Raw genomic sequence first — 22435 nt, 5'->3', positions numbered from 1 at the left:
TCCCTCCTAAAATGAAATAGAAAGGGCCTCCCTCAGGTCGATTTTCGACCATTCGGGAAGCCCCTTCGTTCGGGTATCGCAAAGTTTTCGGCGCTAGCGAGAAGCTCTCCTCCGCAGGGCGAAGGATCACGGCGTCACCCGGAACGGCCCGAACGCCGCATAACCGGCATCGCCGTCCGCGCCGGCCGCGAACAGCCCGACCTTCGCCCCCACCCACCGGCCGGGAGCGGCTTCGAACGGCCCGGCGTCAACCGGGCGAAACGGCTCGCCGGCCGAGCGATAGGCGAATCGGCAGACGGCGCCTTCGGCCACGGATAGCCGCAGCCCGATTCGCTCGTCCGTAAGCGGCATGCGCCAAAGGACGCGCTCGTCCGCCGGATCGCCCTCCGTATAGGCAAGGAACCGGTCCCCGCTGCGGGCCCGCCCCGCCGCAAGCCGGGCGTGGCGGAAGCCGAACACGACGAGCCCCGCTTCGTCCCCCGGCTTCAAAGCGGCGACATCCATCTCGACCGTTGCCTCGAACGCGGGGGCCGGAAACTTTTGCAGCAGCAGATGCGGCGCGTCGTAAAGCGTCGCGGCGCCTTCCGGAAGCGGCATCGCGCGCAGCCGCAGGCCGCCGGCCGGTCCGGGCGGCGTCCACTCCGGCAACGGGTTCGCCTGCCACTGCCATTGCAGGCCCGGCCTTCCCGCCGCGAATTCGTCGGTCGCGGCGGGCGCCGCAACCGGCGAACCAACGCCGGCCGCCGGCTTGCGAAACCGAAGAACCGGGGTTCCGACGCCGTCCGCCCCGGGTTCGCCGATCCGCGGCCAATCGTTCTCCCACGCGACCGGCTGCAGATGGACGATGCGGCCGTACGCGTCCTTGTCCTGAAAATGAAGGAACCACGATTCGCCGTTTTCCAGCTCCACCCAGCCCCCTGATGCGGGCCGTTCACCGGCGAGCCGCCCTGGCGCAGGACGATCCTGTCTTCGTAAGGGCCGTACGGGTTCGAGGCTCTAAGCACGGTTTGCCAGCCTTGAGGGACCCCGCCCGCGGGGGCGAAAATGTAATAATAACCGTTCCGCTTGTAAAACTTCGGGCCTTCGATCGTCGGATGGTTAACCGGATCGTCGAATACGATCCGTCCTTCGCCGATACGGCGGCCGTCGGGATCCATCGGGCAGACGCGCAGCTTGTCCCGAATGCCGCTGCGGCTTTCGGCGAACGCATGCACCAGGTAAGCCCGCCCGTCCTCGTCCCAAAGCGGACAAGGATCGATCAGCCCTTTTCCCGCCTGAACGAGATGCAAGGGCGACCACTCGCCGGCCGGATCTTCCGCCGTCGTCATGAAGATGCCGACGTCCGGATCGCCGTAAAAAATCCAGAACTTCCCCGCGTGATGCCGGATGCTCGGCGCCCATACGCCCCTGCCGTGCTGCGGCCGGCCGTACCCCGGAAGCGGCATCCTCCGCAGCGCGTGACCGATCAGCCGCCAATTGACGAGGTCGCGCGAATGCAAAATCGGCAAGCCCGGAATATGGTGAAAGCTCGACGAGGTCATGTAAAAGTCGCCGTTTACGCCGATCACGTCCGGATCGGAATAATCGGCATGCAGGACGGGATTGCGATAGGTGCCGTCCCCCGGATCCGGCATCCAGGGCGAAACGCCGGATTCGCTTTCCTCTCGTTCCATTCGTTTTCAACTCCCCGTCTTTTGTCCGATTTTTCTCTATCCTTTGATGCCCGTCGTGGCGATGCCTTCGACAAAGTACCGCTGCGCCAGGAAAAAGACCAGGACGGTCGGAACGATCGACAGAATCCCCATCGCGATCACCTGATTCCAGTCCGTCGCTCCCCCCGTCGAATCGATCGTCATGCGAAGCGCGAGGGAAATCGTATACTTTTTGACGCTGCTGATAAAAACGAGCTGGTTGAAGAAGTCGTTCCAAGTCCAAATAAATTGAAAAATGGTTCCCGACACGATCGCCGGCACGGTCAGCGGAAGCAGAATCCGGAACAAAATGCCGGCCGGCCCGCAGCCGTCCATAACCGCCGACTCGTCCAGCTCGCGCGGCAGGCCGCGGATGAACTGCACCATCATGAAAATAAAAAACGGAAAGCAGCCGAGCATTGCCGGCACGATGAACGTCCAGTAGCTGTCGAGCCAGCCCAGGTTGCGGAAGATCAGGTACCTCGGAATCAGAATGACCGTTTGCGGCAGCATCAGCGTCGCGACCATGACGGCAAACAGGACGTTGCGCAGCGGAAACGAAAACCGGGCGAAGCCGTAGCCGACGATCAGGCTGGAGGCGACCGTAAACAGCACCGTCGGAACGACGAGCAGAAACGTATTGAGGAAAAACGTCGTATACGTGTACTGGCCCGTGCCCTGCCACCCTTTGGCGTACGAATCCCACACGAACCGTTCCGGCCAAAGTCCGAGCGATCCGAACAGGTCGGTATTGGTTTTGAACGATGCGAAAAAAAGCCAGATCAACGGGTACACCATCACGAGCCCGATCAGCGCCAGCCCCAGATGGCGAAGGCTTGCTTTGGCGAGTCGGCGCGAAGCCGTAGGCATCATTTTCGCCCCCCATCCTCGTAATGCACCCACCGGTTCGAGCTGCGGAAAAGGATCAGCGTCACCAGGAGGATGAACAAAAACAGCACCCAGGAGACGGCGGAAGCGTACCCCATGCGCATCTCCAGGAACGCTTCGTCATAGATTTTAAGGCCGATCAGGTAGGTCGCCTTCATCGGACCGCCGTTCGTGACGACGAAAGCGGCCGTAAACTCCTGCAGCGCGCCGATCAGCTGCATGACGAGATTGAAGAACAGAATCGGCGTCAGCAGCGGAAGCGTAATCGCGCCGAACGTGCGGAAACGGCCCGCGCCGTCGACCTTCGCGGCATCGTACAGTTCCGAAGGAATACCCTTCAGCCCGGCGAGAAACAGCACCATCGAGGTGCCGAACTGCCATACGACGAGCAGGGAAATCGTAAAGAGCGCGACGTCCGGATCGCCGAGCCAGTCGACGCCGGGCAGCCCCAGCTTGCCGAGCAGGCTGTTGACGACGCCTTCGTTCATGAACAGGAACCGCCAAAGCAGCGAAATGGCCACGCTTGCGCCCAGGATGGACGGCAAGTAATAAACCGTCCGGTAAACGTGCATGACCTTGCTGTTCCGATTCAGGAGAACGGCGACGAGCAAGGCGAACGCCAGCTTGATCGGCACCGCGACGAACGTGTACAGAAGCGTGACCCGCATGGAAGGGAAAAAATCCTTGTCCTGCGAGAACAGCTTGACGTAGTTGTCCAGCCCGATAAAATCGCCGGTCTTCACGAGACTGGAATCGGTCAGCGAATAGTAAAACGACATCGCCAGCGGGTAAAACTGAAAGCCCAGAAAGCCGAGCAGCCACGGCGAAATAAACAGCAGCCCCCACAGGGCATGCCGCATCGTTCTGTTTTTCAAGAGACGGGTCACTTCCTTTCGGCTGGTCCTTGCGCGCGGCGAAGAAAACCGGCGGCTCCTGCGCCCGAAGCGCGGGGCCGCCGCCGCGGAAGCCGGGATCGGCCGCCCGTTAACGGGCTTCGGCCTTCAGCTCCTCCAGCTTTTCCTTGATGTTGGCCATCGCTTCCGCCGCGCCTTGCTGCGGCGTCAGCTTTTTGTAGATGACCTTTTGGATCGCGTCTTCATGGGCCACGCGGATGCTCGCGTTGTCGCTCAGCACCGTGATCGGCAGAGCGGTCCGGGTGCCCGCGTATTCGACGGCGGCCTTGATCTCCGGCTTGAGCTGCCCGGAGGCGCCGAGCGCTTCGAGCGCTTTGCCGGAAGCCGGGATGCCGCGCTGAGTATTGAGGATCACGGCCGCTTCCGGATCGTTGACGAGCCAGTCGAGCAGCTTGGCCGTCTCTTCCTTCACCTTCGACGAGTCGTTGATGGCGAAGCCGGTCCCCGCCGTGATCGGATTCGCGCTTTGCTTCGCGTCCGGATGCTCCGGGAACGGCCCGATCGAAATGCTGGCGCCGCTCACCGACTGTTCGTATTTGCCGAACGCGCCCGCATAGTCGAACAGCATGCCGATTTCGCCGTTGACCCATTTCGGGTTTTGCTCCATTTTGCCGACGAACGCGGTGCTGTTTCCAAAAGGCTCCATGACGCCGTTTTCATAGAGCTGCAGCAAGTAGCTGTAGGCGCCCTCCAGATCCTGCTCCGTAAAGTTCGGCGTAAAGTCGTCGTTGATCCAGATTTTCCCCGTCCGCTGGGTGACGTACGGGATGATGATCTCCCTTTCGATCACGTCGATGTCCGCCGTCAGCAAGTAGTCGTCCGGGTCGGTCTCGTGAACCTTTTTGCCGATTTCGATCAGGCTGTCCCACGTCCACGACTTGTCTTGCGGAATGCCGTGCTTTTCGAAGAAAGCTTCGTTGTAAATCGCGCCGAACGTGTCCTGGCCGGTCGGGATGAAAATCAGCTTGTCCTCGTACGTGGCGAAATCGCGCAGCGCCGATTCGGGAAACGTCGACGTGTCGATCTCCGCCTGCTTCAAATCCATCAAGTAGTCGCCGAGCTGGTCGTTGAACGAGTTCACGTACTGAAACAAGTCCGGCGCGGAGTCGCCCGCGAACTGCGTGGCCAGCTTTTTCGAATAGCCGTCGAATCCCATGTACTCCGCTTCGACCTTCACATACGGGTTCAGCTCCATATATTTCTCGATCGCCGCGAGCGTCGCCTCATGCCGGGGACCGCTGCCCCACCAAGAGAAGCGGATCGTGACCGGATCGGCTTTGCCGCCCTCCGCCGACGCGCCGCCTTCGCCCGCCGGCACCGTGTCGCCTCCGTTCGCGCCGCCTCCCGATTGCCCCCCGCATGCGGCTAGCATGAGCATCAAGGCCAGTAGCGCGGCGAGCGCAGCCCAAGGTTTTCGTTTCATTTTCGCATCCTTCCCCCTGATTCGTGTCGATTTTTGGCGCCAACGTCATCGTATCATAGCGCTTTCTTTCTGCTAAGGGGTGGAAGTTTGGAAATGGGGCCGAACATTAAGCGCTTCCAATAAAGCGGTTTCTTTTCTTTGGAAAACACTGACGTCTTTGGGTCCTCGTTTTGAAGCGATTAACAGCCGTGCGCTTTTATATTATGATGAAGTAGAAAAAAGGGGGCATGACGGTGTACAAGCTGCTCGTGGTCGACGACAACACGGATACCCGCAAGACGCTCTGCAGTTCGTTTCCGTGGGATCAAGTCTCGTTCGAAATCGCGGAACAGGCGGACAACGGCCAGGATGCGCTGCGCTATCTGCTTACGCACCCGGTCGACGCGGTGCTGTGCGACATTCGGATGCCGCGGATGTCCGGGCTGGAGCTGTCGAAGGAAATTCATCAGCGAAACCTGCCGGTGAAAATCGTGCTGCTCAGCGCGTTCCGCGATTTCGAATACGCCCGCCAGGCGATGGCGTACGGCGTGCGGCAATATTTGGTCAAGCCGGCCAAGTACCGGGAATTGATGGACGTGTTCCGCGAGCTGAAGGAGACGCTGGATCGGGAACGCCATTCGCAAGATCAACCCGATGCCGCTCCCGGGGAAAGTCACGCGAACGCCATGCTGAACAACGCGGACGACCCGATCATCCGCAAAATCACGGACTACGTGGCGCTCCATTACCGCTCCGTCAAGCTGGAGCACGCGGCCGGCGTCGTTCATATGAACCCGACGTACCTCAGTACGTACTTCAAAAAGGCGACCGGCATGAATTTCTCCGAATATGTACTCGCTTACAAAATGGAAAAGGCGGCCGAATTGCTGCAGGAGCCGCATTGGAAAATGTTCGAGGTCAGCGAAATGGTGGGGTATGCCAATGTCAAAAACTTCATTCGCTCTTTCAAAGACTACTTCGGAAAAACCCCTGGCCAGTATCGACGAGCGTAGCAGCGTCCGGCGGTTCATCCGCCCTTCCCTGCGCCGCCGTTTTTTTCTTATCCAATTTTTTCGTTTTTTGCTGTTCTGCCTTATTCCCGTTCTGATTCTCGGCTCGCTGTCGATTTTCATTACGCAGCGGTACATCGGCGAAGGCATCGAAGCGGACAACGAGCAGACGCTTCGGCAATACGGCGATTTTCTGCAAATCGTCGCCGGCGAGATGGACTCGCTTAGCTTGTCGTTCGACCAGGACCCGAAAATTTTAATGATGCTCAAACGGGTACTGACGAAGCCATCGTTCAGCTACGATGAGCGGGAAGCGCTGTTTTACCTGCGGAACGTCATCGAAGTGCCGGCCAATTCCAAGCCTTATATCCATTCGATCTACGTCTATTACGACAACCCGGCCGGCCGGTTCCTGTCGTCGCGCGAGGGATTGACCCACCCGGATTCGTTCTTCGACGGCGGCTGGCTCGAAACGGTCGGCCGCCCGTTCCGGGGAGAAATGCGGACCGATGCCAGGCAAATTCAGGAGTTCGCCCTCGCGAGCGCGACGCGCGACATCGTGACGGTTTCCAAACCGATCGCCTCCGGCAAAGGGGTGATCGCGATCAACGTCGATCCCTCCTATTTCGCGCGTTCGTTCGAAGAACAACGCCAATTCCCCGATCAGACTCTGCTGGTCACGGACGGAGCTTTCCGGCCGTTTCTACTTTCGGGCCCCGAGCTGTCCGGCGCCGCGGCCGCCCGGCTGAAGCAAGCCGCCGAAGGTTCCGCCGAGGCAGCCGGCGGTTCGCCGGTTTCCTTCGCGGAAGCCGGCCGGCATGTCACCGTCATGCCGATTCCCCGGCTCGACTGGTTTCTGGCGACGTCAGTGCCCAGCCGGTCGCTTTACGGTCCCGTGCGGACGTTGACCGAGTTTACCGTCCTTTTGTCGCTGTTTTCCGTGCTCATCAGCTGCCTGTTCGCCTTCGGGATGACGCGCAAGCATTACCGGCAAGTGGACGGCATTATCCGCACGCTCAATTCCGCCGATCAGCAGACGCTGCCGCAGGAAGGCGGACGGATACGCGATCTGTACGAGCTGATCGTCCAGCGAATTTTGGAAGCGTTTTTGCAGCAGCGTTATTTGAAAATCCAGCTATCGGAGCGCAAATACCGCGAGGAGGTGCTCGAGCTGCGCGCGCTTCAATCGCAGATGAATCCTCACTTTTTGTCCAACACGCTGCACTCGGTGTATTGGAAAAGCGTCGAGCTGACCCGATCGCCGAACGCCGTCAGCCGCATGATCGAACAGCTGTCCGACATGCTCGACTATGCGGTTCGCACGGCCGAAGACCTCGTCTCGCTCGAGGAAGAAGCGCTGTACTGCCGCAATTACGTCCATATCCAGCAGATGCGCCACCCGGACAGGCTGACGGTCGTATGGGAATCGTTCGAAGGGCTGGAAACTTGCCGGGTACTGAAGCTGAGCCTGCAGCCGCTCATTGAAAACAGCATTCAATACGGCCTGGAGCAGGGCGATGCGGAACGGCTTGCCGTCAAGATCCGGTTTCGGATGGAAGAGCGCACGCTGAAAATCACCGTGATCGATAACGGGCCCGGCATCGGCCCGGAAAGGCTGGCCGAGATCGAGGGGATGCTGTCGTCCGACGACGGCCCCTCCGCCCATGTCGGGCTGGCGAACACCTATCGCCGGCTCGGGCTGAAATACGGCCCCCATTCGAAGCTGCGCATGATCGGCCGTTCGGGACGGGGAACGGCGGTCACGCTTTATTTTCCCCAGGACCTTTCGTAAGACGGGAAGCGTAAGTCCGTCGGGGGACGGCCGCTCGATGACGCGACCCCGCAATTCGCAAGAAATGCCGCGCTCAAAAAAACGGTATGCTGATGATGGAACCCCAAAGTGAAGGAGCTCGCCGCATGGCTTCCGCCGGAAGGGATGGAGGGCCGAATCGAAGCAGCGATTCGGGGGAGCTCATCGGCGGTTCTTTTCCAGACGTTCTCCGGACTTGGTTAGATTTGCCGAAATAGGGCACAATGAACCCGACGCAAAATTTCGGCAAAGGAGCCCAGACATGCTGCCCGAAAACGAAAAGGCGGTTATCGTATACTTCAATACCCCGGAACAGGCTCAAGAAGCTTTGGAGAAAATGAAAAGCGAGTTCGAAGTCATTGAAGCCCGAATCGACCGGTTCGACGGGGTTCCCGGCGACGGAGCCGACCCGGGCAATCCGATTACGGGCGATATTCCGAGCCTCGGATCGCTGACGCTGGGCGGGGACTTCAGCCGGGACCCCGGCATCTTGGCCGCGGCGAGCGCCAGCGCAAGCGGACTCAGCGCCGGGGGACCCGGGAATATGGTTTCGGGGACGGACATTATTTTAACCGCCATCGTCCGCCCGGAAAACGGACAACGTGCCATGGACATCGCTTATGAGTGCGGGGCGCTGAAGTAGCGCTCTTTTTTATTTCTCCCCTCTTGTTTGCGAGGGAAATGCCCGTTTGGTGCCAAGGGGGATAACGATATCCTGATTAACTTTGCTGACGAAGCTGATTCGCCGATGGAGAGCGCTTAGGTTGATATCGATGCCGTGCTCGTCGTAACACCCCGCAAAGTGAAGTGAAGCATAGTAGCTTATTCCGATTACTTTCCGGGGGCCCCGTAGAAACCTGCGCGCGGAACGCCCCCATTCCGGGGTTCAACCCCTGACCTCATCGCTGCCAGTGTGGAGATGTACTGTCCTCGCGTATCTCAAAATGCCCGGAAGCCTACTCCTATAAGGGTTTTCGGGCATCACTCTGTTTTTATGTATCCCTAGGTTTCCGGCTGTTTTCGGGGGTTTTGTGACCATTGTTGTGACCACAGATACAGATCACCGTATCACTTGATATGGTAAACTAAACAACAAAGGAGGGGCAAAAACTCCGCCTCTCCTTATTCTTTATTAATTTGTTATTCTGCATCTTGAACATCATTTAATGTCCATGATATTTTTTCTTTACCAGCAGAACTTTGAGTAATTACTTTTATTAACTCGGCACGACATCTTTTATCCACATACCCTACAGACTTCGAAACCTTGTCTTTCACTATTCTCCCTACAATTTTGTTGCCATCTGCTGTGCAAAGTTCAAATGAATTTGTCCTAACATTAATCCCGGTTAATCTTCCTTGTAAGAAAACCTCTTCCTCCCTAGAAGTCAATCGTTCATTAAGAATGGTAAATATCTTACCCGCCTTATCTGGATCAAAAGATGCTTTTATCCCCTCATTTTGAGCTTGTGTAGAGACCCAGTTAATTTCCACGGGAACATTTAGATCGCGTATGCTCTTAGTCCAATCCATATAATATTTGAGGGTACGAGTTCCTAATGATGAGATTGCTTCTAATAAAGGTTCTTCATCATCAGAAGCATTGAATAAACTGTAAAGCTCTGAGATTATTTGACGTTGAGGTGCTTCATCAATTGACATTTGGCTTTCATGGTTCAAGTCAATGACTGCAATAAATGACCCCGCTTTAACTGCTTTTAGAATCCATGAGTTCCTCTCAATAATCTCTTGAGGAATCGGGCCACGGTTACTTGGTTGATTGAACAATGTATTGGCAACACTGTCAGTTAGTGACTGTAATCCTCCAAGGACAGTCGTTAGTGTTCTCACCGGTATTTGACCAGAAGGAAGACCTGTTGTCTTTACCTTAACTTCCAACTCTTCAGACTGTTTCTCCTCATTAATTTGAAGCTGTTGCAAATCGATTAATCGTTGCTCTAAAGAGCTTATCTCCAATTCTGATATAAAATCAGGTAATCCGATTGCTTTGTGATTCGCTTTACATACATCGATAATCTCTTCTGTTTCTTTAATCCGATTTGTTAGTTCATTGAAGGCGTTCATGATTTTACACCTCCTGTCACACTTAATATCAGTTCTTGCTGATTTATCTGTACCATACCCTTTGGTTGTCTGGCTCTGTCAAACCCAAATTGACCCATCCAGTAGGTTTGCATTATTTTATGATTTTGTTGAGGAAAAACAGCCAGTTGTTGAGAAGTCCAATGTTCAAATGACAAAGAAAAGTATGCATCGCAATTATAATTTCTAGAAACCCGATTTATTAATTGTTGAAGTTCCGTAGCTTGAGTCTGGTTCTGAATATCTTCAGGATAATAAAACACCACTAGGTCAATATCATTAGGATCAACTTTCTGAGTAAGGAAACTGCCATCCAGCCAAACATATCGTGGAGGTAGGACTTGCAGTAATTGACTAAGCCAATGCTTAAAATTTGTGTAAATGAGTGAGCGTCTAATTGAAGTTGTAAATTCATTAATGAATTGCTGTTCAAACTCGTGCATTGTATAGGTGTGAATCCCAGGTGTGAGATTGCCATTTGGCATGAATTGTTGTATCATAACCTGTTATCCCCATTTTTCCCATTTCCGTTTTATTCTATGCCTCAATTATAACTTAGTCCACAACAGTGTCAACGACCAGAACCAAAAAAACGTGGCAAAAAAGATAAAGAAGATGGGGAACATCCCCATCCTCGCATAAATTAGGATTTCACAATCTCCAACAACTTCTCATAACTGTTCACAACATCGTACTTCAACTGGCCTGTATTCAGCTTCGCAAAATGCTTGCGAGCACATTCGATCTTCGCTTTTTCCACTTCCCGGAGCTCCAAGGATTCCATGGAGCCTTTCGTTTCTGCAATGAAGTAAATGTGCTTCACTTCGCCTTCTTTGAAGACAATCGCCCAGTCCGGATTGTAATTGCCCATTGGCGTCGGGATGAAAAATCCCCGCGGCAGTTTCGCGTACACACGAACTTCATTGCTGACATCAAGCTCTCTAGCAAAAGCACGCTCGATCTTGGAATCCGTCACAACATAGTCGTAAATGTGTTTTTCAACCGGGATCGCATTCTGCCCTAATTGCCCTGATAATGTATTTTTCGTAAATACGTCCGCTTCGAACGTATCATTGAGAACATCATATGTGATGGATTCAATGATCGTCGTCGCCTTCTGCTCGTTGATCAGCTTGGCGGCACGAAGCATGAATTCTTCCGGGTTTTTGCGGAATTGCAGGAATGTAACTTCTTTGATTCCCGTTAAAATTGCCACGATCGTCTTTCTCGTCAGCCGCGTTTCGTCCATTAGCTTTCCGACCAAATCGTATTTCACCCGAAAATCCGGTTTCACTTCCACAAGCTCTGTTTTGGTTTCTCGCGTCTGAAAGGCTTCCCCCGATTTTAACTGTTGCTCAGATTCAATTCGGTTCATTTCGCCATGCCTGATTGCATATCGGATCGCAGGCACTTGTAAATGGTTGTCCAACGCCCACACACACTTTTCCACAAGTTCTTCGGAGTCAAATTTGACAGTATAAACGGACTTCCGATTAATTTGGTTCCAAAGCTCTTGAAATTCCTTTTTATAAAAATTGTTATTGACCGTAACGGAAGCAATATTGCGACTCCGTTCATTATCTGCCAGATTCGATTTGCCCTCTACATAAATCGACTTAACCAATTCGACCAACGGTTCCTGAAAGTCCGTCAATTCCTCAGGAAGTGTGAGACTCTGGTTTTCTACAGCATTAAAATAAACATCCGTCAAATTGTACTGATCATCCACATAATCATTTTTAATAAACGTGTACAGTAACTTGCTTGCTAAGGTATCTTCTAATTTCAATTGCTCGCCGCGTGCATTCTTCAACACCTTATCCAGGAAGAAGTCGCGATCTGCTTTGCGTGGACGATCGGACAGCGTTTCGGCGATTTCATTTTGCAGCTGTTTCGCAAATTGCTCGTACGACTCACTGGCAATGACGGTCAACACATTGATTTCATGAACGTCGATACCTGGTACACTCGAATCCATCCGTTCACCATTCTGATTGACACAAAGCCGCAGTCCCCGCCCGACTTCCTGACGTTTTTTGATGGTGGAATCGCTATTTTTCAGCGTGCAAATTTGGAACACATTTGGATTATCCCAACCTTCCTTAAGAGCAGAGTGGGAGAAGATAAACCGGGTTGGTTCCGCGAAACTTAGCAATCGTTCTTTATCCCGCATAATCAGGTCATAAGCGTCCGCATCATCGGAGTCCGTCTCTCTTGCCGATACCTTCGGATCGACATAGCGGTTACTTTTCTTATCGATCGAGAAATAACCCTTATGCGTTTCTTTCACCTGTATCCGATTCAAATACTGAATGTATGGATCATCGGCAAACAGCGACAATTGCTCATTGAGCAAGGCCGTGTATTCTTCCTCAAACATCTCCGCATAAACACCATTAAGCTCCGAACCATCTTTGTCATACTGCCGATACTTCGCTACTTCGTCGATGAAAAAGAGCGAAAGCACTTTAATCCCTTGATGAAACAACGCACGTTCTTTTTCAAAATGGGACTTGATCGTTTCCCGAATCTGAATACGGCGGAAATGCAGTTCTCCTACATCCCCCTGTACGTCACCAGCGTATAACGTTACACCGTTTATAAAGCTTATGCTGTTTTTTTGCCCATTAATTTCGGAAACTTTGTATCCCTTGTACTGCTCAAGCTCACCGGATAATTGGTATATATCATCATTTTGTCTGATTTTATGCGTCTTCCTGGCAAGACCCGTTTTTGTCTTCACTTCGAATTCCAGCCGGGCCACCGGAGCATGCTTCGTGCTCACATCGATTCCTTCCAGATACAGATAGCTGTCCGTGCCGCTTGTTCCTTTGGCCGTAATCCCCTTCACGCTGATCTTTTTCACCAGCTTTTTGTTGTACGCATCCAAAGCATCGAGCCGGTACACTTTGTTGTAATCTTCACGATGTGTCGCCGAATATCGCAAGGTGAACAACGGATTGAATGCCTTCAGGGATTCTTTCGTCTGCTTGCCTTCAACGGATTGCGGCTCGTCAATGATCAGGATCGGATTCGTGCTCGCCAGTACGTCAATCGGTTTGCGGCTGTTGAAGTCATCCAGTTCCATATAAATCCGTCTTGCATCTTTCCCTCTCGCATTAAAGGCCTGCGAATTGATAATCATGACATTGATCCCGGCGTCGCTGGCAAATTTCTCAATATGATGCAATTGCTTCGAATTATACACAAAGTATCGTGCCTTCGTGCCGTACTCGGACATGAAGTGATCTTCCGTGATCTGGAACGTCTTGAGCACACCTTCACGAATGGCGATTGAAGGAACAACGACAATAAACTTGCTCCATCCGTACTTTTGATACAGTTCGAACATGGTACGGATGTACGTATAGGTTTTGCCTGTCCCGGTTTCCATTTCGATCGTCAGATTATATTTGCCCTCAAGCTTCTCGGATATTTTCAGACCGTTCTTCCGTTGCACCGTTTGAATGTTTTTCAAGATTTCCTGATCAATCAATTGAATGGCGTTGTTCTTGAATCCAATATTCGCTTGTTCGGCATTCGCGAGATCATCCATGACCATTTGTTCCGGCTTTTGTCTTCTGCCTCGGTCAAGAGTAAATCGGGACAACTCATTCGGTTGCCCCTCAAAGCAATCCACGATACTTTTTACGGCGTCCAACTGAAACTGCTGATGTTTGAATTTGATCTTCAATTTGAGCTCACCGCCTTAAAGCACTTGAATTTCTGTGCTCGGAGAGAGCATCTTGAACAATTCTTCTACATTGATGCGAGCAGAATCATCTTCAAAGGAACTGTCGCGGAATACAACCCGAAGCGGATGTTCTGCTGCAATTTGTTTCATAACGGATTCCGGCACGTTATCATCAAAACATGCAATTAAAGAGTTTCCGGCGACATAGTGGACGGTCTTCCCTTCAAGCTGCTTCGTTTCCATTGGCAACGAAAGCTCAAGGCCGAGTTCCAGCATGACCTGGATGAGCAAATCTTCCCCGCTCCGATCTTCTTTGATATTTGAGGCGAGATCGAACATATCGCCCTGTTTCAGCTTGTCCGGTGTATAGTAAACATCTTTCATGTTCGATGAATCCACACGGAATACCCGGAAGCCGTAATCGATGTCTGCTCCTGTTTCTTCTTTAATCTTCTTCGCGGCACGGCGGATTCGTTCCTTGCCGATATCGCAGATGGTTTTGTAACCGGCTTTGTAGGCATCTGAATTTTCGGCTGTTTGTTCTGGAAGTTGAACCATAATAAACCTAACATTAAAATTGTTTTCAGAATTATATTCCAAGATTGCATGTGCTGAACTTGCTGATCCGGAATAAAAATCAAGAACAATGTCATCAATATCTACGGTTAGTTCTAAAAGTCTCTTGATAAGCTTTGTAGGTTTAGGATAACTGAAAATTTTATCAACACCCATTAATGCCTTTAACTCATTATTTCCATAAGCATTGTCTCCTGCAAATTCCCGTGAAAATATTGTTATTGGCACTATTCCATCCTGAACTTCGCTTAAATACCTCTTTATTGTTGGATAAGAATCATCTTTACCCCATAATATCCTATTCTCGGTAATTGCCTTGTCTATTGTTTCCTTGCTGTATCTCCAGTACTTTCCCTCCGGTCTTTTCAAAATAACGCCATTGGGTTTAACAATTTCATAATCTGCATCATATGGATTATTTGCATAGATCGGGTCCGGTTTCCAAGGGCCTTTAGGGTCATTATCCGGATTAGTGTACATACTTGAATCTTCTCTTTTAAGCAATTTTCTTATCCAACCTACATCTGTGGAATCGCTAACCTTGTTTTTTGCATAACAAAGAATATAATCATGTGACTCAGAGAAATATTTTGCCGAGTTTTTACGAGTATGAATTTTTTCCCATACAACTGTAGCAATAAAATTACCAGACCCAAAAATTTCATCACATAATTTTCTTAAATTATGCATCTCGTTATCATCGATACTAATAAAAATTACGCCGTCTTCCCTTAATAGATTTCTTGCCACTTTCAGTCTTGAATACAACATAGTCAACCAGTCACTATGAAACCGTCCATTTGATTCAGTGTTCTGAACTAGTCTATTCCCATCTTCATCAACTTGTCCGGAATCTTCAAGATATTCATCTGATGGCCCTCTAAAATCGTCTTTATAAATAAAGTCCTTTCCCGTATTATACGGTGGATCAATATAGATCATTTTCACCTTATTCAAATACGACTCCTGAAGCAGTTTCAACACTTCAAGATTATCGCCTTCAATATAAAGATTTTGCGTGTTGTCCCAATCCACGCTGTCTTCCTTGACCGGACGCAACGTTTTATCAATCGGTGTGTTCGCGTTAAGGATCGCCTGTTTCTTTCCGGGCCACGTAAGCTGATACCGTTCTTTCTCCCCTTCTACTAGCACATCGGACAATTCTTGTTTGAGCAGGTCAAAGTCAATGGTTCGTGTCACTTTGCCATGTTCATCTCTTGCCTCTGTTATCACGTTCGGGAATAATTCTGCAATCTTCTCAATGTTCTTTTGGGTTAAATCAACCGATTTCATCGTCAATTGTTTCATCTTTGAACCTCCTGTTCAGCTTTCAAGAAGTCTATTTAGCTCTTTCTTCTTTCGTTGCAGTTCCATGTTCAGTTCGACTTTGCGGTTGAACTGTTTTTCAGCCCGAATCTTGGACTCTAGCCGGTGGCATTCTTGCGTCAGCTTGTCAATTTGGGCTTGCCGTTCCAAAACTTCTGAAAGCTCAATTTCTGGCTTCATCTTAATGGGAACCAGTTGACGGATGATGTTCTCATAAACAACCTTTAGATTGAGTCCTTGGAGGATATCCAGCTCGATACTCTCCGCCGGTTGCCAGTCCGTCTCGTGGTAGGAACGAACTACAGACCGATTGTCGTCGGTTTGATTTCGCTCTTTGTAGGCGATAGCGAGCTTGGCCTGACCATCATACATTAAGACATGCAAAATGGGATAAGGGATCGCCTTGTCAATATTCCGCAGCAAGTCAAGGGAGTAGGTTTGCTCCTTCAAATGAATCTCGAATATCTGAATTTCTTCAATGTCGTCTTTCGGATCGAGACGAATCGTCTCCTTGGATAACTTGTGTTTCCAGATGATCGATTCGACTTGTTCAGTAAACAATTCCTTCAGATGTTGGTTTGCATGCAGCTTCTCATAAAATTTGTTCTTCGGAATTTTGCGGTTTACGAGTGTACTTGACGGCAATTGAAACATCACGCATTCACCTGCCTGATGACGACAAAGGTGATGAGTTCAAAGTCCTCAATCCCTTTAATCGAGTCGATCAATGCTGTCGTACCTCCCGAACTAAACAAGCTATCCAGATCGTTTTCTTCTTTCACCTGTACAATCGAGCGGATTGTTTCTTCCAACAGCATGGAATACATGTCCATCTTTTTGCCGTCTTTCGTCGCTTGATTGAAGCTGCGGCAGGCCTCCATCATCGGTTCCGATTGCCCTCTGCATAGGGCTCGCAGGATATCCAGCGTCTTTTTGACATCCATATGATTGGTGATGACTTCACCATCTTCGCTCATATAGACGAGGTAGAAGGGATGCAGTCGGTTCTGCTTGTCGGGATTCAGTTCCTCATTGACATTGCGAAGAACAAAGATGACTCCGGGCTTTGCTCCCTTCTCTTCGTCAGCAGCCACAACCGCATGCAGTCCGCTCGGAACGGAATCAAGTTCTCCGTTTTCCTTGACATAGTTCACCAAGTCCATGCGGAAATCGTTCAGGCCCAAATCGGTGATGGAGACGCCTGTGTTCATATCGTCCAGATCGACGACTTCCTTTTGCAAACGATGAAGTTGCTGCTTCCGATATTCCAGATCGCTGGATTGATTGAACAGAACGTTATCATCGCCGGTTGCCGTCATATCCATGATGACCATGCGATTTTCGACCCGTTCTTTTAACTGAATGTATTCATCCAGCGTCATGTTGGGCCAGAAGTTCACCAATTGAATTTCCTTGTTCTGCGAACCGATCCGGTCTATTCGGCCAAATCGTTGAATAATCCGCACTGGATTCCAGTGAATGTCATAGTTGATCAGATAGTCGCAATCTTGCAAGTTTTGCCCCTCAGAAATACAATCGGAAGCAATGAGCAGATCAATCTCGCCTTTGACATCCGGCATGGTCAGCTTCTTCTCCTTGGATCGAGGCGAGAAGCAAGTCAACAATGTGCTGATATCATTCCGCAAACCAGCGGTGTTTTTGTTCTCATCGCTTCCGACGATTTTGGCCGTGTCGATATTGTACTTCGCCTTCATGTACGCAGATAAATGCGTGTACAAGTACGCCGCGGTATCCGTGAACGCACTGAAAACGATGACTTTGCGGTTGCCGGGATTGATCGGATGATTGATTTTGTGATCAATAACCTGCTTTAATGTGTTTAGCTTCGCATCATGTTCAGGCGTTACTTTCTGCATTTCGGTCAGCAAGGCGGAAAGAATGTTGTGATCATTCATCAAATCTTCTTTCCAGCGAAGAACATCCATATCGGACAAATTGATCTTGATTGTATCCCCGATGCTGAAATCATCGTCCAACCAGTCGTCATCGTCAAGATTGGCATCCTCAATATCGGTATAACCTACAGCGTCGGATTTCCCGCTTCGCTCGAACGCTTCGATTTGCTGTAGCGTCTGATCAATTTTGGAGACAATCTTGGAAAGGGTCAATCGGAAAGATTCCACTGAACTTTCCAGGCGTTTCAGCAGGTTGATCCGCATCAAGAGTTGCAAGCTGCCTTCGCGATCCATCTGCCTGAAGTTCCCGCTCCCGCCCCTTACGCTGGTGTCGTACAACTCTTCATAGAAACGCAATCGGCTCGGCTGAATGTATTTGAATGGTGCATAAATGCCGAGATTGATTCTGGACAACTCTATAAAAATTTCATTATACCCGATCACATCGGTTCTGTCGGTCAAATCGCAAAACTTGGAGAGAGGCGGCAGCCGCCTTGGGAACTCGCCGATTTCCTCCGCTTTGTAATACTTCTGGATATGCTTGCGTGACCGAGCGATCGTCAAGCTGTCCAGCAGCTCAAAAAAGTCGAAGTCGAGCATACCAAGAAGCGTCTCCGTTGTACGTTCAGCAACATCCATCTTAGACCATTGGTTAAACGCGGACTGAGCTCGTTTGAAGATGTCGTTAATCCCCCGCTCCGTCCCCAACTTGCTGTTGATTTCCTCTGGATTTCCTTCATAAGCCAAGGCAAGCTGGTTGCGAAGATCCATGAATTTGTTGTTCACCGGAGTAGCGGAGAGCATGAGCACTTTCGTTTTCACGCCGCTTTTTAACACTTTCCGCATCAGCTTCTGATACCGCGTCTCTTTATCTTTCTTGGCTTCGTTGTTACGGAAATTATGCGACTCATCAATGACGAGCAGATCGTAATTGCCCCAATTCAACCGGTCAAGCGGGATATCGTTTGATTTGCCTCTTTCCCGCGATATGTCCGTATGGTAGAGTACATCATAGCGGAATCGGTCAGCATACAAAATATTGTTGGTTACATTCTGTTTATAGGTAAGCCAGTTGTCGCCGAGTTTCTTGGGACATAACAACAATACGGACTTGTTGCGAAGTTCATAGTATTTAATGATGCCAAGAGCCGTGAATGTTTTTCCCAGACCGACGCTGTCTGCCAGGATGCATCCATTGTATTTTTCCAGTTTATTAATCGCACCAAGAACCGCATCTTTCTGGAAGTGATAGAGACGTTTCCAGATTTCCGTCTCTTTGAATCCAGTTGCTTCGTTGGGCAATATGTCTTCTGTGATATCCGATAGGAACTCGTTGAAAATATTGTACAAAATGACATAGTAAATGAACTCCGGAGAGTTCTCTTTATACACCGATGAAATATGCTCCACAACCTGGTTCGTGACATCTTCAAGCTTGCTTTTGTCATTCCATACCTGATCGAACAGATCGAAATACATTTTGGTAAACGGAGCTTCTGTGAACTTGTTCACCATCTTGGAGAGAGCATTGCCCTTTTCATAACCAAGATCAACGGTCGTAAAGCCATCGATCGGCATATAGGTGACAGCATTGTTTGCAGTCTGCACATTCAGCATGCCTTGCATTGAACCTGAAGTACGGTTCGATTTGAACGTGACTTTTTTACGAATCCAGTCACTGCACTCTTTTGCAATCGCTTTGAGTGTCAATTCGTTTTTGAGCCGGATTTCAAATTCGGTGCCGTACAAGCTTTTTTCCCGGTTCCGTTTCGGGATGTAAAATTCCCGCTTCTCCTTTTTTATGCTATCCGCAATAAAGGTGGGAGAGGTAAAGATGAACCGGACTTCTTCCACCTGATTCAGTTCTTTCATTAAGGCTTCATATGCATAAATGGAGAAGCATGATGCAGCAATCGATACTTTGCTGCCTTTGCGAACTTCAAGTTTCAAATTTTCGCCGAGAAGATTGTCGATATTATTGATGATTTCCATAGTTCACCTCTTGTTCCGCCCGAAACCACGCAACTTTTCCTATTCGACATCCCCCACTGAAATTCCTTGTTTGAAGTAGTTCTGATTTCCTATTTGAGGAAATATATTGTTCGATGATGACTTTTGTAACGTGAATTGGGTGGTAAACTTGAAAAAATGGATGTTTCGACCTCAGCACCGCCTTACCCAGGGAAAGAATCCCAATGAAACAAGCCAAAAGTCCACAAAGTCAATCGATGAATGGTTACTGTCGGCTAATCAATATTCTATATATCGTTAATCTTGATGAATTGTAACGTAACACAGAAAAAGCCGAACCATCAAGTTCAGCCCGTAATGTAAAACCCAGCCATATTTATCGTATATCTAACCTCGTTTGCTCTCTTTTGCTCCAGCATTTTTTAACAAGTCAGCTATCTCTGTCAGTCCAGATTCCTTGGCGAATTGCAGCAAATATTTATTGTTGACGATAGTTCGATTCGGATCGGCACCATAGTCCAGCAATATTTTGACCATTTTGGTTGAACCTTTTTCCACTGCTTTCCATATCGCCGATTCAGTACTTACATTTGGATCGGCACCCGAATCCAGAAGAAACTTGGCCATTTCAATATCATCATTTTCTACAGCGTAATTCAAAGCCGTTTTTCCTGCTCTCATGTAGTTGGGATTGGCTCCGTGTTTCAATAGAAGCTCCATGGTTTTCATATTTTTGTTTCCGGCAGCCACTAATATGGCATTGGATTGAGTAGGGTCGGCTCCGTCGGCCAATAAATTAGCGACATCATTGCTATTGTTTTGGAATGCCACTTGGGTCAATTCATCTGCACTGTCGAATTTATCCTTATACGATACTTCTGCCGGCACCAAGTTTTCCCATGGTTTGGTTGAAGTCTCGCCGCTCTTTACAATTGGCCGTAAAGGCGGCTTGGATGGCTCAATTTTATCCGCAATGTAAAACATGCCTGCTGTCAGTCCGACCGTAATCAGCAGACTGCATACTGCAACCGAAATAATGAATCGGACCCTTTTCCTTGGTACTTCTTGACGTTGACGCATGCTCTGCGGTTGATCATTCCCGGATATATTACCCCGGTTTACAGGTTTTCCGCATTGAGCACAGAATTTTTCATCTTCATGATACTTGTGTCCGCAATTCGTGCAAAACACGTTTTCATCTCCTCGGCTGTTTAATCAAACGGGACAACTTAAAGGAATTGATTCCAAAACAGATATGTCATTACGGACACCGCTACGAGAAATCCTGCCGCCAACATAGCCAGCCTTCCGGCCAACTGCTTATTCTTTGGTCGGTGCGTGTCTCGAATCATCTGCACTTGATCATAGAGGAATTCGATGTGCGATGCTGTCCGGGTATGTAAGCCTTTAGCCTTGTCCAACTCGCCCAAGATTTCATCCATGACGGTAACGTTTTGGGCGTGGTAGATGGCCAACGTCAGGACAAGCTTGATCGTCGTCTGCTGGGCCTGCGTCAAGTCTCTCATGAGAGCGATCATTTCCTTATTCGTGGAACCGGTTATAGAGCCAATGACACGCCCGATCACTCCCTGATTTTCGAGCTGATCCAGTCGGTGCTCAATGGATGAAAGCTGAGAAAGGGATTGTTGTACAATAGCCTTTACCTGATTTTGATCGACAAGCCGGGGATTTTCTCTAATCGCTTCGTCTACTTGCCGTTTACTCGGAAGATTTGGTGTATTTACGTCTTTTTGTGTCATACGTTATTCCCCCCGCATTCGATCTCGCAACATATCCAGTCGGGATAAAATACTGTCTGCGTTTCTACCGTAATCAATCCGCATACCGTTTTTGGTATCCCGCTCCAGTTTGGTGTAGATATTGTCGGCCTGTACGCGGTCGGCAATCATGTCATCCACCGTTGAAACGGCCCTCGCCAAAGTCTGCCCGTTTATCTCCGTAAGTTGTGCTATGTAAACCGTACCGCTGTTTAACAGCTTCACGTTAGCATGCACGGCCTTGGTCGTCTCCAGAACGCCGCCAAACATGCCGTCGCCATATGCTTCATTCAGCAACCGGCGAAGCGTTGTGCCGACCACGAAACCGACGCCAACGCCGATGATGCCGCCCGGAATGAACAATGATAAGCCAGCCAGTGCCCCTCCGGTGATTGCTCCTTTCAAACCGTCTTTTGCGATTTTCATTTTCATCTGGTCAAAGGTGATCTTTCCGGACTTGTATTGCAGATAAGTGATGAGACCCGATACGGTGACTGAGACGACTGCTCCGATGGCCGCTCCGTTCAACATTTCCCCTGCCACAGAAACTGGTGTCATGCCAATTGCAAGTTGCCCATGCAGGATCTTGTTGCTTAATTCATGTGCGGAATCCATATTGTCTTGAAGCGTACCCATTGCCTTTGTCGGATTCGGGATACCCATTTCACGGGCACGATCTATCAATTCCTGCGGCCCGACAAGCACGGTTGTAGGCTTGTAGTGATCGTTGTTCAGAAAATCCTTTAGCGTCTCGTTGATGCTGTCTGCGGAACGGAGCGTCTTGACTTGATATTCCCTTACAATATCTCCGGTGAAACGGTTAATCTCAATAGCATCAATGCCGGGATTATTGCTGACAATCCTGCCGTCCGCATTACGCGGGAAATCGATTTTCGTGAAGAGATTGCGGAGATTGCCCTGCATTTCGCGGATGAAATCCACTTCTCCCGCCGCGTCACCCTGAATGCGGCTCAGTGCATTGGCGGCGGCGTTGTTGCTTCCCTGCAACTGCTCCGTCAACCATTCCTTCAAGCCTTCATCCGTCTTGAAAGCATCGACATTCGGAAATTTCTGCTGAAGCGTCTGTGCGATGGCAACTTCTCGAACGAATGCATCAGTCCCTTCAAATACCCCCGGAATACCATTACTGATTACCTCGTAAGTCGGTACGGTTGTAGCTAAATTAACGAAGTTGGCGACATCTTTTTCGGAAAGGGTATGATGAAGATGCCGGACGCCAACTTGGCTCATTATTTCGTGGTCAGCTCGGCACTTCTTGCAATAATAGCTGTTACCCAAGTAGTTCCCTCCTCTTGCATCGTATGAAAAGGGGAAGGGAGCACGCGGCTCCCTGCT

16 protein-coding genes and 1 pseudogene are annotated in these 22435 nt (G+C 50.0%); 3 read left to right on the top strand and 14 right to left on the bottom strand.

Annotated elements, in window-relative coordinates:
- Nucleotides 1-126: 126 nt before the first annotated feature.
- The 5 genes and pseudogenes from JW799_RS28810 to JW799_RS17650 form a co-directional block, all read right to left on the bottom strand.
- Entirely contained in the window at nucleotides 127-909 is a 783-nt protein-coding gene (locus tag JW799_RS28810) for a beta-xylosidase family glycoside hydrolase (protein ID WP_338026286.1), read from the bottom strand.
- A gap of 104 nt (nucleotides 910-1013) precedes the next feature.
- Nucleotides 1014-1634 (bottom strand): annotated as a pseudogene (locus tag JW799_RS28805) (glycoside hydrolase 43 family protein); the annotation flags it as partial.
- 75 nt (nucleotides 1635-1709) lie between these two features.
- On the bottom strand, nucleotides 1710-2564 hold the full coding sequence (locus JW799_RS17660) for a carbohydrate ABC transporter permease (RefSeq protein ID WP_080840812.1): 855 nt from the start codon (nucleotides 2562-2564) through the stop codon (nucleotides 1710-1712).
- Nucleotides 2561-3454: a carbohydrate ABC transporter permease gene (locus JW799_RS17655; RefSeq protein ID WP_281256560.1), complete on the bottom strand. Its 894-nt coding sequence runs from the start codon at nucleotides 3452-3454 to the stop codon at nucleotides 2561-2563. Before JW799_RS17655 ends, JW799_RS17660 begins: the two co-directional genes overlap by 4 nt.
- Before the next feature lie 109 nt (nucleotides 3455-3563).
- Nucleotides 3564-4916, bottom strand: a complete 1353-nt coding sequence (locus JW799_RS17650; RefSeq protein ID WP_080840813.1) for an ABC transporter substrate-binding protein — start codon at nucleotides 4914-4916, stop codon at nucleotides 3564-3566.
- Between the two features lie 233 nt (nucleotides 4917-5149).
- On the opposite strand from JW799_RS17650, the gene JW799_RS17645 reads away from it, so the two are divergent.
- From JW799_RS17645 to JW799_RS17635, 3 genes are all read left to right on the top strand, one after another.
- Nucleotides 5150-5908: a response regulator transcription factor gene (locus JW799_RS17645; RefSeq protein ID WP_080841109.1), complete on the top strand. Its 759-nt coding sequence runs from the start codon at nucleotides 5150-5152 to the stop codon at nucleotides 5906-5908.
- Nucleotides 5838-7697 carry a cache domain-containing sensor histidine kinase gene (locus JW799_RS17640; RefSeq protein ID WP_176220938.1) on the top strand — a complete coding sequence of 620 codons (1860 nt, stop codon included), beginning with the start codon at nucleotides 5838-5840 and terminating at the stop codon, nucleotides 7695-7697. Before JW799_RS17645 ends, JW799_RS17640 begins: the two co-directional genes overlap by 71 nt.
- Before the next feature lie 280 nt (nucleotides 7698-7977).
- Nucleotides 7978-8358 (top strand): hypothetical protein, encoded by a 381-nt coding sequence (locus JW799_RS17635; RefSeq protein ID WP_080840815.1) that lies wholly within the window; start codon nucleotides 7978-7980, stop codon nucleotides 8356-8358.
- 497 nt (nucleotides 8359-8855) lie between these two features.
- Here JW799_RS17635 and JW799_RS17630 read toward each other — a convergent pair whose 3' ends face one another.
- From JW799_RS17630 to JW799_RS17590, 9 genes are all read right to left on the bottom strand, one after another.
- Entirely contained in the window at nucleotides 8856-9800 is a 945-nt protein-coding gene (locus tag JW799_RS17630; protein ID WP_205430921.1) for a hypothetical protein, read from the bottom strand.
- Nucleotides 9797-10318 (bottom strand): DUF6932 family protein, encoded by a 522-nt coding sequence (locus tag JW799_RS17625; RefSeq protein WP_205430919.1) that lies wholly within the window; start codon nucleotides 10316-10318, stop codon nucleotides 9797-9799. The genes JW799_RS17630 and JW799_RS17625 overlap by 4 nt, the downstream gene beginning before the upstream one ends.
- Before the next feature lie 143 nt (nucleotides 10319-10461).
- Nucleotides 10462-13512: a type III restriction-modification system endonuclease gene (locus tag JW799_RS17620; RefSeq protein WP_205430917.1), complete on the bottom strand. Its 3051-nt coding sequence runs from the start codon at nucleotides 13510-13512 to the stop codon at nucleotides 10462-10464.
- Nucleotides 13513-13527: 15 nt separating this feature from the next.
- Complete coding sequence (locus tag JW799_RS17615; RefSeq protein ID WP_205430915.1) at nucleotides 13528-15396, bottom strand: site-specific DNA-methyltransferase; 1869 nt, start codon at nucleotides 15394-15396, stop codon at nucleotides 13528-13530.
- Nucleotides 15397-15411: 15 nt separating this feature from the next.
- On the bottom strand, nucleotides 15412-16068 hold the full coding sequence (locus JW799_RS17610) for a DUF4391 domain-containing protein (protein WP_205430913.1): 657 nt from the start codon (nucleotides 16066-16068) through the stop codon (nucleotides 15412-15414).
- Entirely contained in the window at nucleotides 16068-19322 is a 3255-nt protein-coding gene (locus JW799_RS17605; protein ID WP_205430911.1) for a helicase-related protein, read from the bottom strand. Before JW799_RS17605 ends, JW799_RS17610 begins: the two co-directional genes overlap by 1 nt.
- Before the next feature lie 366 nt (nucleotides 19323-19688).
- Complete coding sequence (locus JW799_RS17600) at nucleotides 19689-20492, bottom strand: ankyrin repeat domain-containing protein (protein ID WP_205430909.1); 804 nt, start codon at nucleotides 20490-20492, stop codon at nucleotides 19689-19691.
- Between the two features lie 38 nt (nucleotides 20493-20530).
- The gene (locus JW799_RS17595; RefSeq protein WP_205429570.1) at nucleotides 20531-21061 is read right to left on the bottom strand and encodes a hypothetical protein; all 531 of its coding nucleotides are present in this window, start codon (nucleotides 21059-21061) and stop codon (nucleotides 20531-20533) included.
- A gap of 3 nt (nucleotides 21062-21064) precedes the next feature.
- A complete protein-coding gene (locus tag JW799_RS17590; RefSeq protein WP_205430907.1) occupies nucleotides 21065-22378 on the bottom strand; it encodes a hypothetical protein in 1314 nt (437 codons plus the stop codon).
- Nucleotides 22379-22435: the final 57 nt, after the last annotated feature.

Origin of the sequence: Cohnella algarum (assembly GCF_016937515.1) — a bacterium.
GTDB lineage: Bacteria > Bacillota > Bacilli > Paenibacillales > Paenibacillaceae > Cohnella > Cohnella algarum.
This window is presented reverse-complemented; position numbering and strand designations above follow the sequence as displayed.